The sequence below is a fragment of the Brevibacterium sp. HMSC22B09 genome (assembly GCF_001806795.1).
Lineage (GTDB): Bacteria > Actinomycetota > Actinomycetes > Actinomycetales > Brevibacteriaceae > Brevibacterium > Brevibacterium ravenspurgense.
This window is the reverse complement of the sequence record NZ_KV786004.1, coordinates 168,111-184,817: the sequence shown is the minus strand read 5'-3', so window position 1 is coordinate 184,817 and position 16,707 is coordinate 168,111. Positions and strand designations below refer to the sequence as shown.

The 16,707-nt window shown below is 62.1% G+C and carries 18 protein-coding genes and 1 tRNA gene; 6 read left to right on the top strand and 13 right to left on the bottom strand.

What is annotated here, in order from left to right; all coding sequences use genetic code 11:
* Positions 1–4 precede the first annotated feature (4 nt).
* Genes arc through HMPREF3087_RS03130 form a run of 3 tightly spaced genes read right to left on the bottom strand, consistent with a single transcriptional unit; the run spans position 5 to position 3,929 of the window.
* Entirely contained in the window at positions 5–1,672 is a 1,668-nt protein-coding gene (arc, locus tag HMPREF3087_RS03140) for a proteasome ATPase (protein WP_070428014.1), read from the bottom strand.
* Entirely contained in the window at positions 1,665–2,702 is a 1,038-nt protein-coding gene (locus tag HMPREF3087_RS03135; protein WP_070428013.1) for a tRNA (adenine-N1)-methyltransferase, read from the bottom strand. The genes arc and HMPREF3087_RS03135 overlap by 8 nt, the downstream gene beginning before the upstream one ends.
* A gap of 54 nt (positions 2,703–2,756) precedes the next feature.
* Complete coding sequence (locus HMPREF3087_RS03130) at positions 2,757–3,929, bottom strand: site-2 protease family protein (RefSeq protein WP_062021389.1); 1,173 nt, start codon at positions 3,927–3,929, stop codon at positions 2,757–2,759.
* Positions 3,930–3,998: 69 nt separating this feature from the next.
* Between HMPREF3087_RS03130 and HMPREF3087_RS03125 the strand changes: the two genes are divergently transcribed.
* Positions 3,999–4,811, top strand: a complete 813-nt coding sequence (locus HMPREF3087_RS03125) for a RecB family exonuclease (RefSeq protein ID WP_070423444.1) — start codon at positions 3,999–4,001, stop codon at positions 4,809–4,811.
* On the opposite strand, the gene HMPREF3087_RS03120 is transcribed toward HMPREF3087_RS03125, so the two are convergent.
* A complete protein-coding gene (locus HMPREF3087_RS03120) occupies positions 4,789–5,448 on the bottom strand; it encodes an HAD family hydrolase (RefSeq protein ID WP_256173021.1) in 660 nt (219 codons plus the stop codon). The two genes, HMPREF3087_RS03125 and HMPREF3087_RS03120, sit on opposite strands and share 23 nt — an antisense overlap.
* 67 nt (positions 5,449–5,515) lie before the next feature.
* On the opposite strand from HMPREF3087_RS03120, the gene HMPREF3087_RS03115 reads away from it, so the two are divergent.
* On the top strand, positions 5,516–6,349 hold the full coding sequence (locus tag HMPREF3087_RS03115) for a PAC2 family protein (RefSeq protein ID WP_083271999.1): 834 nt from the start codon (positions 5,516–5,518) through the stop codon (positions 6,347–6,349).
* Between the two features lie 19 nt (positions 6,350–6,368).
* Here HMPREF3087_RS03115 and mshC read toward each other — a convergent pair whose 3' ends face one another.
* From mshC to HMPREF3087_RS03100, 3 genes are read right to left on the bottom strand one after another with little or no spacing between them, the layout of a single operon-like run.
* Positions 6,369–7,622 (bottom strand): cysteine--1-D-myo-inosityl 2-amino-2-deoxy-alpha-D-glucopyranoside ligase, encoded by a 1,254-nt coding sequence (mshC, locus tag HMPREF3087_RS03110; RefSeq protein WP_370919313.1) that lies wholly within the window; start codon positions 7,620–7,622, stop codon positions 6,369–6,371.
* Between the two features lie 25 nt (positions 7,623–7,647).
* Positions 7,648–8,445 (bottom strand): SCO1664 family protein, encoded by a 798-nt coding sequence (locus tag HMPREF3087_RS03105; RefSeq protein ID WP_141738854.1) that lies wholly within the window; start codon positions 8,443–8,445, stop codon positions 7,648–7,650.
* Entirely contained in the window at positions 8,442–8,981 is a 540-nt protein-coding gene (locus HMPREF3087_RS03100; protein WP_062021386.1) for a DUF3090 family protein, read from the bottom strand. Before HMPREF3087_RS03100 ends, HMPREF3087_RS03105 begins: the two co-directional genes overlap by 4 nt.
* A 46-nt stretch (positions 8,982–9,027) precedes the next feature.
* Here HMPREF3087_RS03100 and HMPREF3087_RS10600 point away from each other — a divergent pair, with 46 nt between their 5' ends.
* Complete coding sequence (locus tag HMPREF3087_RS10600) at positions 9,028–9,351, top strand: hypothetical protein (RefSeq protein WP_070428008.1); 324 nt, start codon at positions 9,028–9,030, stop codon at positions 9,349–9,351.
* Positions 9,352–9,486: 135 nt separating this feature from the next.
* Positions 9,487–10,332 carry an undecaprenyl-diphosphate phosphatase gene (locus tag HMPREF3087_RS03090; protein ID WP_070428007.1) on the top strand — a complete coding sequence of 282 codons (846 nt, stop codon included), beginning with the start codon at positions 9,487–9,489 and terminating at the stop codon, positions 10,330–10,332.
* A 22-nt stretch (positions 10,333–10,354) separates the two neighbouring features.
* Here HMPREF3087_RS03090 and HMPREF3087_RS03085 read toward each other — a convergent pair whose 3' ends face one another.
* Positions 10,355–11,020 (bottom strand): histidine phosphatase family protein, encoded by a 666-nt coding sequence (locus HMPREF3087_RS03085; RefSeq protein WP_070428006.1) that lies wholly within the window; start codon positions 11,018–11,020, stop codon positions 10,355–10,357.
* Between the two features lie 60 nt (positions 11,021–11,080).
* On the opposite strand from HMPREF3087_RS03085, the gene HMPREF3087_RS03080 reads away from it, so the two are divergent.
* The gene (locus tag HMPREF3087_RS03080; protein ID WP_062021377.1) at positions 11,081–11,275 is read left to right on the top strand and encodes a DUF5703 family protein; all 195 of its coding nucleotides are present in this window, start codon (positions 11,081–11,083) and stop codon (positions 11,273–11,275) included.
* A complete protein-coding gene (locus HMPREF3087_RS03075; RefSeq protein WP_070428005.1) occupies positions 11,272–12,246 on the top strand; it encodes a DMT family transporter in 975 nt (324 codons plus the stop codon). The genes HMPREF3087_RS03080 and HMPREF3087_RS03075 overlap by 4 nt, the downstream gene beginning before the upstream one ends.
* Positions 12,247–12,292: 46 nt before the next feature.
* Here HMPREF3087_RS03075 and HMPREF3087_RS03070 read toward each other — a convergent pair whose 3' ends face one another.
* The 5 genes from HMPREF3087_RS03070 to HMPREF3087_RS03050 form a co-directional block, all read right to left on the bottom strand.
* Entirely contained in the window at positions 12,293–13,603 is a 1,311-nt protein-coding gene (locus HMPREF3087_RS03070) for a M20/M25/M40 family metallo-hydrolase (RefSeq protein ID WP_070428004.1), read from the bottom strand.
* A 3-nt stretch (positions 13,604–13,606) separates the two neighbouring features.
* Complete coding sequence (locus HMPREF3087_RS03065; protein ID WP_141738853.1) at positions 13,607–14,236, bottom strand: hypothetical protein; 630 nt, start codon at positions 14,234–14,236, stop codon at positions 13,607–13,609.
* 130 nt (positions 14,237–14,366) lie between these two features.
* A tRNA-Leu gene (locus tag HMPREF3087_RS03060) sits at positions 14,367–14,454 on the bottom strand.
* A 76-nt stretch (positions 14,455–14,530) separates the two neighbouring features.
* Positions 14,531–15,367, bottom strand: a complete 837-nt coding sequence (locus tag HMPREF3087_RS03055) for a MaoC/PaaZ C-terminal domain-containing protein (protein ID WP_070428002.1) — start codon at positions 15,365–15,367, stop codon at positions 14,531–14,533.
* Complete coding sequence (locus HMPREF3087_RS03050; protein ID WP_070428001.1) at positions 15,367–16,707, bottom strand: 3-oxoacyl-ACP reductase; 1,341 nt, start codon at positions 16,705–16,707, stop codon at positions 15,367–15,369. The genes HMPREF3087_RS03055 and HMPREF3087_RS03050 overlap by 1 nt, the downstream gene beginning before the upstream one ends.

The following is a 16,707-nucleotide window of genomic DNA, read 5'->3' as shown; positions in this document are numbered from 1 at the left end:
TTCTTCAGATGAGGCTGCTGTCTCCCCTGGCGGTCTGAACGGACGAGGTGCCGCTGCCGGCACCGCTGTCCGCACGGCTTTCCCGGTCGGCGACATCGGCTGCCAGAACCAGGTGTGTGATCCTTTCGCCCTTCCTCCCGGAGATGCGAGCCCATTCGTCTGGGTTCGTCGTGTTCGGCAGGTCTTCGTGTTCGCTGAACTCTTCCCGGATGGCCCGGTACAGGTGATCCCACGTAATACCGTGTTCGCCCAGGTCGAGGTAGGCCTTGATGGCGTGCTTCTTCGCCCGATCGACGACGTTGGAGATCATGGCTCCCGAGGTGAACTCGGCAAAGTATAGCATTTCGCGCCGACCGTTGGCGTAGGTCACTTCGACGAAGCGGTTGCGGTCGGTCTCGGCGTACATTTCCTCAACACAGCGTTCGATGAGGCTTTCGACGGCGGCGGCCTTTGTCGTCGTGATCTCGGATTCTGCGATCGGCAGGTCTTCTGTCAGGTATTTGCTGAAGATGTCCTTCGCGGCTTCCCTGTCGGGACGTTCGATGCGGATCTTCACGTCGAGTCGTCCTGGCCGGAGGATGGCGGGGTCGATGAGGTCTTCGCGGTTGGACGCACCGATCACGATGACGTTGTCCAGCTGTTCAACACCGTCGATTTCGGTCAGCAGCTGCGGCACGATCGTGGTTTCGACATCGGAGGACTTGCCTGTTCCGCGCGTGCGGAACAGGGCTTCCATTTCGTCGAAGAACACGACGACGGGCGAACCGGCCGTAGCCTTTTCGCGGGCGCGGGCGAAGATGGTGCGCAGCTGACGCTCGGTTTCGCCGACGTACTTGTCCAGCAGCTCCGGACCTTTGATGTTGAGGAAGTACGAGCGGGTGTTTTCTCCGCCGCGACGCTGGGCAAGCGAGTTTGCAACAGCCTTTGCGATGAGAGTCTTGCCGTTGCCGGGCGGCCCGTACAGCAGGATGCCCTTGGGCGGCTTGAGTCCGTGCTCGGTGTACAGCTGTGGGTGTTCGAAGGGCAGTTCGACAGCATCGCGGATTTCGCTGATCTGTGCGGACAGACCGCCGATGTCGGAGTACGAAATGTCCGGAACGGTTTCCAGCATGAGGGATGCCGTTTCGGCCCTTTCAAGCCTTTCGACAACCAGCCCGCTGCGGGAATCGAAGACGAGCGAATCCCCCACTCGAACGGGCTTGTCGCGCAGCGGCTGAGCCAGTGTCACGACCCGTTCTTCGTCCGTGGATGTCGCAGCGAGCACGCGGGTGTCGTCGATGAGTTCACGCACTGTGACCACCGAGCCTTCGTCAACAAAGCCGAGTGCTTCGACGATGACGAGGCCTTCAGTCAGGCGAACGCGTCGACCCGGCGTGAGGTCGCGCAGCGGAACTTCCGTGCTTACAGACAGGCGCATGGGACGGCCCGCGTAGTGGACGTCGGCGAAGACGACATCGCCTTCGCGCACGGTGCCGAGCACTACTGCGTAGGAGTTCGGCGGTTCGGCGATCCTTTCGGCCTCGGTCTTAAGGCGATCGAGTTCTGCACGCGCAGCCTTCAGCGCTGTGCTGAGCTGTTCGTTGCGCTGGGAAGCTGAGAACAGCTGCTGACGGAGGCCAGCTGCGTCCTGACGGACCTTCGACAGTTCTTGTCGCATTGTCGAATCATCCATTGAGCTCTCCTTCGCTGCTGTTGAGAATGTCGAGCCGGGAACCCGCCTCGCGGACGGAACGGCGGATCTTCTTCGGCGTGGGGTACTTGACCCCAACGGATTCGTCGGTGACTTCGGGACCGAACCACACGTCGAGATCCTTCTGGTCCGGTTCGGCCTGCTGGCCGCGTTTTGTGCGGCGCAGCGGGGTTGTTCCCTGTGCCACGCGACGGGCGAAGACAAGGAAGCCGGTGTGGCCGATCATGCGGTGCTCGGGCCTGACTGCCAGGCCGTCGAGGTGCCAGTCGCGGACGGTTGACTCCAAAGCGTGCGGCTTTGTGTAGTTGCCCGACGCCTGCAGCGCCTGCACGGTGCGGGACATCTGCGTAACCGTCGCAACGTAGACCACGAGCACTCCGCCGGGCACAAGTGCTTCTGTCACAGCGTCCAGGCAGTCCCAGGGGGCGAGCATGTCGAGCACGACGCGGTCGACTTCGCCCGGTCCGTAGGCCTTGGGAAGCTCTTCTGCGAGGTCTCCCACCGTGATGTTCCACGCGGGGTGCGGGCCTGCGAAGAAATCAGAGATATTGCCCTCGGCGATCTGCGCGAATTCTTCACGCAGCTCAAAGGAGTGGACGCTTCCGGAATCGCCCACGGCTCGAAGCAGGGCGATTGTGAGAGCACCAGAGCCCACACCCGCCTCGACAACCCGGGCACCGGGGAAGATGTCACCGAAACCGGTGATCAGGGCGGCGTCTTTCGGATAGATGATCGCGGCACCGCGCGGCATTGAGAGAACGAAGTCCGAATACAGGGGTTTGAGAACCTGGTATTCAACGCCGACGGAATTCTGCACGGTCACACCGTCGGGTGCGCCGATGATGTCGTCGTGGGCGATGATCCCGCGATGAGTGTGGAATTCTCCGCCGGGTTTGAGGACGATGGTGTTCATCCTGCCTTTGGAGTCGGTCAGCTGGACCTTGTCTCCTGCTTTGAGAAGACCCCGACGGTCATCGGCGCCGGCCGGAACGGGTGCGGATTCAAGACTCATGATTCCCCAGTCTAGCCGGGCAGGTTCTGCTGTGAGGGCCCCTCGGGTGCAGTCTCAGTCTTCGAGAAGCTCGTGGAAGAACTCCTGCAGATCGATGATGCCTGCAAGCGTCGAACCCTCCATGATGAGGCAGAACTGCGCTTTGGGCCTGTGGGTGAGGGATTCCAGAAGATGCGGTGCGGAAATTCCGCGCGGCACGCCGATCCACGCACCCAGCGGACTGGAGAAATCGCCGACCACAGCGCTGCCGGGGCCGCCGACGGTCGTTGCCGACCTTTCTGCAAGCTGCCTGTTGAGCAGACCGGTGGGCAGACCTGAGCGGTCGAGGATCACCACCAGCGCTGCACCGTCAGCGGTTCTCGCGGCGTCTGCGGCGCGCAGTGTTTCTTCTACATCAGCGTCGAAGGCCGCTGCGATTGCCGGTTGGATGACCTGGTCGAGGTCGTAGGTTTCCATGCGGCGGGCGCGTTTGGCGTGAGCCGCGGCATCAGCTGCCGAAACCCACAGCATGACCGCAATTGCTGTCGTCCAGATGACGGTCACGAGGTCCGGTTTGGATCCCACCGTGTAGGGGTATGCAACAGCGCCGACGACAAATCCGACCGCCACGATCCGGCCGATGAGGCTGGCGATCATGGTGCCGCGGAACTGGCTGCCGGTGAACCTCCAGATGAGCGCCTGCAGGGCCCACCCGCCGTCCAGCGGGATGCCGGGCAGCAGGTTGATGACGCCAAGTGCCACATTGGCAAAGGTCAGGGCGGCACACAGCAGCCACGGGATGCTTCCCGGACTGGAGTGATTCATGCCGATCCAGCCGCCTGCGGCAAGAATGATGTTGACGACGGGGCCCACGATCGACACGTAGAAGCTCGTCATCGCAGTGCGCTTCGCGTCGTCGTCAATTTTGGGTTCGAACTTGGTGAAGCCGCCCCACACGTTGAGTTCGATGACGGAAACCTTCTGCCCGCCGAGCGTGCCTGCAACACCGTGGGCGAATTCGTGCAGAAACACCGAGGTGAACAGAAGGATCGCGTAGAGGAACGCGACGAACATCGACGTCGGAACGCTCATGCTGGGCGACAGCGTGCGAATGAAGGGCGCCAGAAGGGCCGTGATGAGGATCGCGGCAATGAACCACGTCCATGACAGCACGATGGGCGCGCCGAGGGCGCGGCCGATCACAAGGCCGCCGGCTGTGCCGTCCTTACTCGCATTCGCTTGAGACATATGCGCCATCCTAACTGCCGGAGTCGACAACATCGCGACCTTCGACCGCGTGCCTACTAGGCTGTGGTCATGGTCTCGCTCAATGCTCTTTCACCGTCACGCGCCAACGACTTCGTGTCGTGTCCGCTGAAGTTCCGATTCCGCACAATCGACAAGCTTCCCGAACCGCCGAGCGAAGCCGCGTTCAAGGGGACGCTCGTCCACTCGGTGCTTGAGGGGCTCTTCGACCTGCCCGCTGAAGAGAGAACTTCTGGAGCAGCGCGATCGCTCATCGAGCCGAGCTTTGCCGAACTTGAGAGCAAAAACACAGCGGAGATCGCAGAGCTCTTTCCCGACGAACCGTCTCGTCTGAAGCTGTTCGCGCAGGCGGGTGAACTCGTTGACCGCTATTTCACTCTTGAACTTCCAGACCGGCTGGAACCGGCGGGACGTGAGCAGTTTGTGCAGACGAAGCTGGACAACGGCCTGCTGCTGCGCGGATTCATTGACAGGGTCGACGTGGCTCCCGGCGGCGAAGTGCGACTCGTCGACTACAAGACCGGCAAGGAGCCCAAGCCTCAGTATTCGCGGGAAGCGGAGTTCCAGATGCGGTTCTACGGCGTCCTCAAGCACCGCACGGACGGCACTTTGGCCCACACGCTGCAGCTGATGTACCTAGGCTCCGGCACGATCAAGGCCATGCGCCCGCAGATGTCGGACATTGAGCGGACGGAAGCGGAGATCCTGCACATTTGGGATGACATCGTGCAGGCTGCCCTGACGGACACCTGGCGGCCGAAAAAATCGCCCTTGTGCGGGTGGTGTCACTTCAAAGACATCTGCCCCGCCTGGGGAGGACGGGCCCCGGAAACCCCCGAAATCACTGCGATTGCCGGGCGATAGCCGCCCGCTGAAACTCCTCGAGCGAAAGACCTTCCAAACTCTGGGCAATCGACCAGCGCGGGTCTTCGGGAATGTCAACGTGACACGGCACGACGAGCGTGTGTGCCCCAGCACTTGATGCTGAGAGTGCCCCATTGAGGGAGTCCTCAATCGCTATGCACTCCTGCGGGCGCAGACCGAGGGCCTTCGCTCCCACCTCGTAGGGTTCCGGGTGCGGTTTGCCGTGCTGCACCTCGTCACCGGTGATGACGGCATCAAAGGTGCCCTCGGGCAGGCTGGCGACAACAGCATCAGCCAGGGGACGAAACGACATCGTGACCATTGCGGACGGAATCCCCGTTTCGCGCAGCTGCGCAAACAGCTCCCGCACACCGGGACGGAACGGCACGCGCTCCTGCACCTGGGCGATGACGTCGCTCGTGAGCCGATTGATGATCTCCAGCGGCTCAAGCGGAACGCCGAGGTCGATGAACACCTGCGCTGAAACCGTAAGGGCATTGCCCACCAGCTTCAGCCCCTCTTCTTGTGACCACGGGAGGCCGAATTCGGCAGTCAGCCGATGTTCGGCTTCGATCCAGTACGGTTCGGTGTCGACGATAGTGCCGTCCATGTCCCATAGGACTCCAGAGAATTCCATGCTTCAACCCTAAGAGCTCTGCGCGGCTTTCGGGCAACACCCCGGTGAACACGACTAGGCTGGTCACATGGCATTTCTTCCGAGGCAAGACGGGCAGGTCGTGATCGTCGGCCTGCGAGGGCCCAACAGCCCCGACGACGCTGCGGCAGTCGTCATCGACATCCTCAAACGGCACCTGGACGACTATCACCTGATCGATGTCAGCGTGGCAGAAAGCTACGACCGCACGCAGTACCCACCGTTCATCATCCGCTCCGAAGGGGAGCCCGTCGTCGTCCATCCGCAGGTCGTCGGCATCGAAGGCTCAATCGAGCGGGCCGGCAGGTTTGTGCAGACCCTGCTGGTCACAGGGCCGACGCCCCTCGACATGTGGGAAGAGTTCATCGAAGACCTGCTGATGCCGCTGCGCCCAGAAAGCGACGTCGTTGTGCTCCTGGCCTCAGAGCCAGCCGCTGTCCCGCACACGCGCAGCCTGCCAGTCCGGATGACATCAGAGGACCCCGACATCGTGGACATCTCAGAAGTCCAGACGGCGGAATACGAAGGAACAGCGAACCTGCAGGATGTCATGGCCGTGGCCCTGTACGAAAAGGGAATTCCCACGGTCTCGCTGACATGCGAGATCCCCGACTACGCGGCTCTTTCGCCATCGCCGAAGGCGGCACTGGCCCTTCTGTCCGCACTCGAAGACATCACGGGGATGACGTTCGACCCCGAGGACCTGACCGAAGCATCCCGGGCTTGGTCGGACAGCGTCGACATGTTCGCAGAATCAGACTCGGACCTTGCCAAGAGGATCGCGATGATGGAAGAAGAGTACGACCTCGCGACCGAGCACGACGGCGAAGACATTGCCCGGGAGTTCGAAAAACTGCTGCGCAGGCGAGAAGAGGACCGCTAATAGGCCTCAGGGACAGAAGTCAGAGCTTGATGCCCAGGAGAGCATCAACTGCGGCGACGACAGCCTGAGTGCTCTCGTCCGCATCTGCTTCGGTCTGCCGGGCAGCCGCCCAATCGTCGATGACGCACAGCGCGTTGGGCGTGTCGAGGTCGTCCGCCAGTTCGCGGCGGATCTCGGCAACGACCTCAGCCGGATCAGACGAGTTTCCACAGCCGGCTGCTGCGCGCCAGGCTGCCAAGCGGTTCTCCGCGGCGGCCAGCACACCGTCGCTGTACTCCCAGTCCGACCGGTAGTGGTTGCCGAGAATCGCCAGGCGGATGGCCATGGGGTCGGTTCCGGCGGCTGTCAGATTCGAGACGAGCACCAGGTTGCCCAGGGACTTGCTCATCTTTTCGCCTTCGTAGGCGACCATGCCGGTGTGCATGTAGGCGTCGGCAAACGGTGTGTCCGTCAGGGCGATTGCGTGAGCCGCACCCATTTCGTGGTGCGGGAAGATGAGGTCTGATCCTCCGCCCTGCACGGTCAGCGGATACCCCGCGTACTTGCCGGCGATGACAGCGCATTCGATGTGCCAGCCTGGGCGGCCCGGTCCAAGTTTGCCGCCGGGCCACTGCGGTTCGCCTTCGCGGGCAGCGCGCCACAGAAGAGCGTCGAGCGGATCTTCTTTGCCGGGTGTGTCTGGGTCTCCCCCGCGTTCGGGGAAGATTTCAAGCATGTGCTCGCGGCTGTAGTGCGATTCTGAACCGAACGGCGGTTCGACTTCCGTGCTGATGCGGTAGTAGACGTCGCCGTTGTCCAGGGTGTAAGCAGCGCCGCGCTCAAGCAGCTTCTCTACGGCTTCAACAACGTCCGGAATCGATTCGACAGCGCCGATGTAGTGCTTTGGCGGGATGACGCGCAGCGCCTCCATGTCAGAAAAGAACAGCTCAATCTGGCTGTCGGCCAGTTCGCGCCAGTCAACTCCGGTCGCCTCAGCGCGTTCAAGGAGGGGGTCGTCAATATCCGTTGTGTTCTGGACGTAGACGACATCAGCTCCAGCATCAATCCAGCTGCGCAGCAGGACGTCGAAGGTGACGTAGGTCGATGCGTGGCCCAGGTGCGTTGCATCGTAGGGAGTGATGCCGCACACGTAGAGCCGGGCCTGCCCATCTTCGAGGAGGCCGCTGACGGGGCCCCTGGCCGAAGTGCTGTAGACAGTGCTGTCGGCTGGAGCTGCCGGCAGGACTGGGAAGTCGGACAGGGACGGGACTGCGGGAGCTGACCAAGGTTTCACGCCACCCAGCATAACCGTCATGTGTCTACACCGGGGGCCAGGGAATCGGAATTCGGTCCTGTGGCATCGACGGCATGGTGCCGTTGCCTGCGAGCTGTCCGGCACGCAGCGCGAGAGCTCGGTTTTCGTCCGGAGTGAGGAGCTCTGACAGCTCAGCGGGAACTGCGCCGGCGATAGAATCCAGCGCTTCGCACAGGTCGCCCGGCACCGGTACTCCATCAAACCCCCACAGGATCGTGCGCAGCTTTGGCTCCGTGTGGAACGTAAGGCCGTTGTCGATTCCGAAGAATTGAGCTTCCGCCAGCGGATCCCATGCCCCGGAGAGAATGTGGCTGCCCTTGCGGTCGGCGTTGTTGGCAACGATGTCGAACACTGCCAGGCGCAGGATCTGCTCATCGGGACTGTGGGCGATGACCACCTGTTCGCCCGTTTCGGTTTCACCTGCCGCAGCGGGGAGCCAGCCGTCGGGAAGCTCAGAGGGCAGGCAGATCGTCACGGGCGGTTCGTCGTCGCCGTCTGAAAGCACATAGGCCTGCAGAGACCCTGGCCCCAGCGGGCCGTCATCAAGAAAGACCGTCGGCGGCACCTCGTCAATTCCCAAGTGGTGAGCCAAGCGGTAGGCGGCGACTTCCCTGCGTGCGAGTGTTCCTGCGGGAAAGTCGTGCAGCGGCCTTTCGCCGCGCACCGGCTTGTAGATGCCTCGGCGTACGGTGGGGCCGGTTCCGAACTCCCCTTCCAGCAGGCACAGAAAAACCGCATTCGAGGCGCCGGGCACCCGGCCGAGCACCGTCATGTGTGCTTCGGCCAAAGCCGATTCGATCACCTGGGCACCCCGTTGGCCCGCGGGCACAGGTGACCGCCTGGGTCCAGCGGAAGCGAGCAGAAGGGGCAGTCAGCACGGCCCGCGTTGACCACCTGGTCGGCGCGGCGAGCGAACTCGCGAGCGGCTTCGGCGGAAAGAACAACGCGCAGGACAGGCGATTGGGAGTCCTCGTCGTCGTGCCCGAAGCTGATGGCCGAGCACTCGATTTCCAAATGCCGGCGACGCGTGTCCCACCCCAGGCTCATGGTGCCCACGCGAAATTCGGGTTCCACCGGCATTTCGAGGTTGGCGTTGTCAGCATCTGCCGGATCCGGACCGGCCGGGATCATGTAGCCGTCGGCGGAGCGTGACCGCACCATGTCCAGAAGCTCGTTGATGCGCTCACCAAGGAGCTCCACCTGCTCCTTTTCGACAGCTGCCGTGACGACCCTGTCGGCGTCCTTTGCCTGAAGGTAGAAAGAGCGATCTCCCGGCAGGCCGACGGTGCCGACTATGAACCGTTCGGGGGCGGGAAAAACATATTCGCTTTCAGCCATGGTCAACAGGGTAGTCGCTTCGGCCTCGCGCGGTTACGATGGAGCCATGAGCTCAGAACCGGAAGTCGCCCTCGAAGCCTTCATCGCAGCGATTCGTGAACACTACGCGGCCTCAGTCAACCGGACCTCCGACACCGACGAACGCGTCGAAGCCGCCTACATGGCGCTGGCTGACGCCTATGAAATCTACGAAGACGCCCTGTACGTCGCCTACGACGAAGTGACTCCGTTCGAGCTTTTCGACGACATCGAAGACGCCCGCGAAGACGGCACCTTTGATGACTTCGACGATGACTTCGACGACTTCGATGACGACGAAGAATACGACGACGATGATGATGACGACGAGGATGACGGAGACGACGACTGACCGCCGCCGGTCAACTGTGTGCAAGCTCTAAGCCGACCGCGGGCGCGTTTCCGCGCACTGGCCAGCCTTGTCCGTTAGAGTCCCGTAGGGCCTGCTCAGACTGACAGGACCGACTGTCGTTTTCGAAGGGATCGCATGGACTGGCTAGTGGCGACCATTTTGGGAATCGTGCAGGGACTCACCGAGTTCTTGCCGGTGTCCTCGTCTGCACATCTGAGGATCGTCGGCGAATTCCTCATGCCTGGCCGTGAACCGGGCGCATTCTTCACCGCGATTATCCAGATCGGCACTGAGCTGGCCGTTCTCGTGTACTTCTGGAATGACATCGTCACGATCATCGCCAAGTGGTTCAAAGCCCTGTTCGGCAAGCACGACCGGCGTGATCCCGAGGTGCGGCTCGGCTGGCTGATCATCATCGGCTCGATCCCGATTGGTGTGCTGGGCCTGCTGTTCGAAGATCAGATCACCTCGACGTTCCGCTCACTGTGGATTGTCGCGACGATGCTCATCGTCTTCGCAATCTTCATCGGCCTTGCTGATGCCTTCGGCAAGCGGGTCAACACGCTTGACTCCATGCACTGGGGTCAGGGCCTCACGTTCGGCTTTGCGCAGGCACTGGCTCTTGTGCCCGGTGTATCGCGGTCCGGCGGCACGATCATGGCCGGTCGCATCATGGGCTTCACGCGTCCTGCAGCGGCACGCTATTCGTTCCTGTTGGCAATCCCGGCCGTCATGGCCTCGGGTGTTTACAGTCTTTTCAAAGCGATCAAGGATCAAGTAGACGGGACTGCGTCGATGACAATCGGCTGGGGACCCACCCTGCTGGCCACCGTCGTGTCTTTTGCAGTCGGCTACGCCGTCATCGTCGGCTTCCTGAAGTTCGTGCAGACGAAGTCGTTTGCGATCTTCGTGTGGTACCGCATTGCGCTGGGTCTGGTCATCTACGTTTTGCTGGGCACGGGAGTTCTCGCGGCTTCCTGATCACGAGGTGCCGGTCGGCTTTTCAGGCTCCTCCCCCGAGGGTGCCCGCTTGGCCGGTTCTTCCGGCTGGTGTCACGGACAGTGCGGTGAGCACGGGAACTCTGCTCGCATAGTCGATTGTCGTCAGCGAACCGGGTGCGACTGCTGTTCGCTGAAAGTTCTGCAGCTGCAGCCCCAAGGCGTCTGCGACGGCCATTTTAATGATGTCTCCATGAGTGACGACAACTGCGACGGCTTCACTGTTGCGTTCGCGAAGTTCGTCGAGGACTTTCTCAACACCTTGGCGGGTGCGAAGCCAGGCGTCGTGCTGTGCTTCCCCACCGGGAAACACCATGTCCTGCGGAGTGTTCTGGATGCGTTCCCATTCCGGCAGTCTGCGCAGTTCTTCAAGGGGACGGCCAGACCAATCCCCGTAGTCGACTTCTGAGAATTCCCCCATGACGGCGGCGGCAGGTACGGCAGAGTCGTGGTTCTTCGCATGGGTGCGCATCAGCAGATCAGCCGTTTCGGCGCATCGTGCTATTTCAGAGACCTTCCACAGGGCGATGCTGGAAGGCAGCAGATCAGCCGCGGCACAGGCCTGCTGACGGCCAGCAGCAGTCAGCGGATTGGCGCCTCGGCGGCCTGCGAGAACACCAGCGAGATTTGCCTCCGATTGTCCGTGGCGCGCGAAGATGATCTTCACCATAGAATCAGGCTAGCGCGATGATACAGTGACGGCCACCCCAGGGAAGGAGCACAAGCCCAGGTGAAGCGAGAAGTCGAATACGAAATGCGGCAGGTGACATTTCACCCGAAGATTTCGCGCAGCGAATCTCTGCGCGCACTGACCGAAGCTGCCGACACCGGTCGGTGGGAGCTGGCACGGACGGTCGTCGGTATGGGTGGGCAGAAGACCGTTTGGCTTCGTCGCCGCGTTATGACGGTCGTGCGCACCGCATGAGGTCCGTCGCAAATCTCCTCTACATTCTTCCGGCGATTGCGACCGGACTCGCTGTTTCCCTGCAGGGAAAGTACAACGGCGAACTCACCGTTGAAATCGGCCACTGGATCTACAGTGCGGCAGTGTCTTTCGGCGGCGGGCTCATCATCATTGCGGCAGTCACCGCAGCCCTGCCGGCTGGGCGCCGGGCCATTGCCAGGACCATCAAACTTCTGCGGTCTGGGGAGTTCCCCTGGTGGATGTGCCTAGGCGGGCTCGGCGGAGCGACGATCGTCATCGCTCAGGGTGTCACTGTTCCCGCTTTCGGCGTTGCCGTATTCACCATGAGCTTCACATCCGGGCAGCTGCTCGGCGCGCTCGTCGTCGACAGCACGCGGCTGCCGGCCGGCGGACCGAAGCCCATCACTCTGGGCCGTCTTGTAGGCGTCGCTGTTGTTCTGGCCGGTGTCGCGATCATGAGTGCGGGAGCCTTCACATCCGGACTGCAGTGGTGGATTCCGCTCGTTCCCTTTGCCTCCGGCGTTCTCACCGGACTGCAGCACGCTTTCAACGGCAGGCTGTCAGCCGCTTCGGGCTCCGCGCTTGCTGCGACAACCATGAACTTCATTGTCGGCTTTACGGCTCTGGCCGTTGCGTGCGCTGTGGTGTTCGCCTCCGGCACTCCCCCGCTGCGTTTCCCGCCCGAACCTCTGCTGTACTCCGGTGGTGTGTTCGGCGTTGCCTTCATCCTGGTGTCCGCGCTCATCGTTCCGCGCCTGGGTGTGCTCATATTGAGCCTGTCCACGTTGGTCGGCAATATGGGCGGTTCGCTCATCATTGATGCGCTGGCCGGAAATGAACAGGCATTCACGCTTACCGCTCTGACCTCGATTGCGCTGGTCGTACTCGGAGTTGTCATTGCAACGCTGCCCGGCAGGCCGGTTTTCGGCGGCCGCCGGGCAGTGCGCGCAAGAATCGACATCGAGGGCTGAGCCTGTGTTCACCGCCCGTCAGGTTTAAAGGGCAAACGCGTGGTGGTTACGCGTTGACGAGGAAATCTCCCAGGATCTGGGTGCCGAACTCCAGCGTTTCGGTCGGCACCCGTTCGTCGGCCCCGTGGAACATTGCGGGGAAGTCAAGGTCGGCCGGCAGACGCAGCGGAATGAAACCGTAGCCGGTGATCCCCAAAAAGCTCAGAGCCTTGTTATCAGTACCGGCAGACAGCGCGTAGGGCAGAACGTGAGCTTCAGGGTCGTAGGCGTGGACGCTCTTCTTCATCTGCTCAACCAGATCGCCTTCGAACGGCGTTTCCAATGACACGTGCTGCACGACTGGAACGATGTCCACGTCAGGGCCTGCAAGTTCTTTCAGTGTGAGAAGCGCATCCTCCGTCCGGCCGGGAATCGGACGGCAGTCGATAAGCGCCTCAGCGGAACCGGGGATGACATTGTGCTTGTATCCCCCACCGAGAGCGGTCGGATTGGCGCTCGTCGCGAATGTGGGGCCGACGAACTTTTCGACCGAGCCGAGTTCTTTCAGCAGCGCTGGGAAATTGTCTTCCGTGTATTCGATCCCGGTGAGGTCGGCGACGCCCTTGAGCAGTTCACGGGTCGCCTGAGGAATCTCGACGGGCCATTCGTAGCGCCCGATCCGCGCCACAGCTTCGGCGAGTTTCACAATCGGATTGTCGTCGTTGCGCTGCGAGCCGTGTCCGGCGGAGCCCTTAGCTACCAGTTTGAGCCACTGCAGGCCCTTTTCGGCGGTCTGGACCAAGTAGATCTTCTCACCGCGCACATCAACGGAGTAGCCGCCGACTTCCGAAACCGCCTCGGCAGCGCCTGCGAACACCTCGGGGTGGTTATCGACCATCCAGCGGGAGCCGTACGTTCCGCCGGCTTCTTCGTCAGCGAAGAAGACCACGAGGATGTCACGGTCCGGGACAATGTTCTCGCGCATCATCTGGCGCACTACGGCAATGATCATGGCGCAGCCGTTCTTCATGTCGACGGCACCTCGGCCCCACAGAAGACCGTCCTTGACTTCGCCGCCGAACGGGTCAACGCTCCACTCCGAGGCGTCAGCGGGGACGACATCCGTATGCCCGTGCATGACGAGTGCCGGGCGATCAGGGTTCTTGCCTTTGATGCGTGCCACGAGATTGGCCCGGCCGGGGGCTGATTCGTAGATTTCGGAGTCAAGCCCGACTTCGCGGAACTTCTCTGCGATGTAGTCGGCGGCGGGCCGTTCCGGGTTGGCTTTGCCTTCACCCCAGTTCTGCGTGTCAATCCTGATGAGATCCGAACAGATCTGCACAACTTCGGACTGAGCGGCGGAGAAGTCGATGGTCATGGGTTACTCCTGTGTTTCGTCAGCCTGTGCTTCCTTTGCGGCGGACCAGCTGCCGAAGAATTTGCGCAGCGCCGGTCCTGAGGGGCGGTGCGCTCCCGCGGCGTTCTGGCGAGCCACCCACTCACCGTATGCCCGGAAGGACTGATCGGTCGAAGATTCTGCAATAAAGTCCGTCACAGCCCGCACGTATTGATCTCTGCTGAAGCGTGTAGGCCCGGGAGCTTTGCCTCGCGAGGAAATGGGTATGCCGAGGCTGCGCATGGCTGTGTTCCACTGCTGGCCGCCAAGCTGGGCGCGCACGGTTTGGCTGGTGGGCGGCCACAGGCGGACTCCCGCACTGCCGGCGCGGACAAGACGCGAAACAAACTGCCTGCGGGTCTTGTCGTAGGAAACAGCGCTGAGCGGCTTCGCCTCATCTGATCCGATGTGCTGCTGGGCCGCTGCGATGAGGCCCTCAACTTCGCTGATCTTCTCTGTGGGGGTGCCCTGCTGTTCGAAGCGGTTCAGGAGAAGAGTGCGCACTTCAGGGGTGAGGACGCGGACGCTCACATGGGCCTGCAGCCGGTGGATGCGCGCGTAGGCTGCCAAAACCGCAGCGGTGGTCAGCTCCGATTCGAGATGCGCTTCTGTCATGCGTTCTCCGTTCATCCCAGCGCTCTTTCAGCTGATTTCTAAGCGTACCGCGGGGCACAAGAGGACTCATGCAATTCAGCCGTGTAAAGCACAAGGCCCGGAACCTTAAGTTCCGGGCCTTGTTTCGCTGTGCGCGGAGGGGGACTTGAACCCCCACGACCGTATAAATGGCCACTAGCACCTCAAGCTAGCGCGTCTACCAATTCCGCCACCCGCGCTGGGCAACAGATGACACTCTACACCCTGGTAAGACGATTGCAAAATCGACTGTGCGTCACCGGTTGCGCCGTGTATTCACGCGCCCAACGGGGTGATTTTGGAGATCACGTGAGGCGCCCCATCGGACTTGCGGGTGACAGCCGTTGTAACGCTTTCTCCAGCCCGCTGCAGGCTGAAATCAACCGTGCTTGGCAGCAGAAGAGGCTTGGCGAACTGAATCTCCCACACATATGTTTCACTTGCGACATCAGTCGCATTGAGCGCACGCGCGGCCGTGTACATTCCGTGGGCAATGCGCCGCGGGAAGCCGAAGGCCTTTGCGGCAACACCGCTGAGATGAATCGGGTTGCGGTCCCCTGACACCGCGGCATAGCTGCGGCCGATAGCAGGATCGAGCTTCCACTGAGCTGTCGGCAGGCTGTCCGCCTGCCATTCAATCCGCGGAATCGCTTCGCCTTCATCAGCATCGATCAGTTCCGCACCCTTAGCCAGATAAACCGAGGTTTCTTCGAAAACCGGGGCTCCACCTCGGCGGCCCGTGACCCTGATGTCCACAACGGCACCCTTGGGGTGCCGGCGGGGAGCGGAAACGGATGTCTCCACGGTCAGTTCGTCACCCACCCACACGGGTGCGAGAAGCTCAAAGCGGTTATAGACGTGGACCATGCCGAGCACCGGCAGAGGGAACTGACTGTCAGCCATGAGCTCAAGTGAGGGCAGGAACCCAAACGTGTGCAGGTAGGCGGGGCTGACGCTGTTGCCGACGGGCCCGGACGTGACGCGCTGGAAACGAGCCCACGCGGCAGGGTCGATGCGATGTTCCTCGGTCACTGTTCGCGCGGGTGCGGCTGCTTTCTGCGGCCCTCGACGCAATGCAGTCAGAGCGGCCTTCGCGTAGGTTGAAGCGCTCATCACGCACCGACCATGTTCTGTCCGCACACGCGCAGCGTCTGCCCGTTGATGCCGCCGGCAGCGGGGCTTGCAAGGAAGGCAATGGCCTCAGCGACATCAACGGGAAGGCCGCCCTGCTGCAGGCTGGACAGGCGCCTGGCCGCCTGGCGGGTGAGGAAAGGCATCGCCGCGGTCATATCGGTTTCAATGAAGCCCGGGGCCACCGCGTTGATGCTTCCGCCGCGAGCGGCGAAGTCGTCCGCGCACGCAGCGGCCATGCCGATGACACCGGCCTTGGACGCAGAGTAGTTCGTCTGACCGCGGTTGCCGGCAATGCCCGATGTCGAGGCGAGGCTCACCACGTGCGGTTCACTCCCCCACGCATCGGCCAGCTGCGAGTTGATCCGCAATTGGGATTCAAGGTTGACCGCAAGAACCGAATCCCACTGCTGCTGATTCATATTGGCCAGCAGCTTGTCGCGGGTGATGCCGGCGTTGTGCACGAGGATGTCAACGGGAGCGCCAACAGCCTCAGCAAGTCGCACACCGGCGTCTTCAGCAGTCACATCGAGTGCGCAGGCGCGCCCGCCGATCGAGTTCATGGTTTTTGCGAGAGAATCGCCGGCCGGCGGGACGTCAACGCCGACGACGTCGGCACCGTCGCGGGCGAGGGTCTTCGCAATCGCTGCGCCAATGCCACGGGCGGCACCCGTGACAACAGCCGTCTTGCCTGCCAGGGGGCCGGTCTTCCCGGTGGCGGCGAACTGTTCGGCGTCAATCGACGTACCGGCTGTCGAGTTCACGCGCAGGAACTGACCGGACACATAGGCCGACTTCGACGACAGGAGGAACCACAGGGCGCCCCGGACGCTCGGGGCATCGAGGCCGACGCCGTCCAGCTGAATGCCATTTGTCGTTGAGCCGCGCAGCATTTCGTGTGCCAGCGAACGCGTGATGCCCTCGACGGCCTGGCGTGCAGAGTTGAGCTCTGCAGATGCGCTGTTGTCAGGGGCGTGCGCAATCGTGATGATCCGGGCGCAGGCGGTCATTCGCCTCAGAGCAGAGCCAATTCCCAACGTGATCTCTGCGAGGTCTGCGGGTGTCTCGATCTGCGTGTAGTCGGCGACGATTCCGCCGTATCGGTAGGCCGGGTCAAAGATTCGGTGTACGCGGAAGCCGTTGTCTTCCAGCAGCTGTCCCAGCGTGTCTGCTGAACTGCCTGTCCCGACCAGCAGAATCGGCTCTTTGAGATAGGCCGCACCCGAATCGAAGCGACGCAGCTTCACCGGTGACGGCAATCCGAGCTTCTTGACGATTCCGGCCAGCGGGCCGTTTGCGATGTCGATGTACTTATCAGCCAT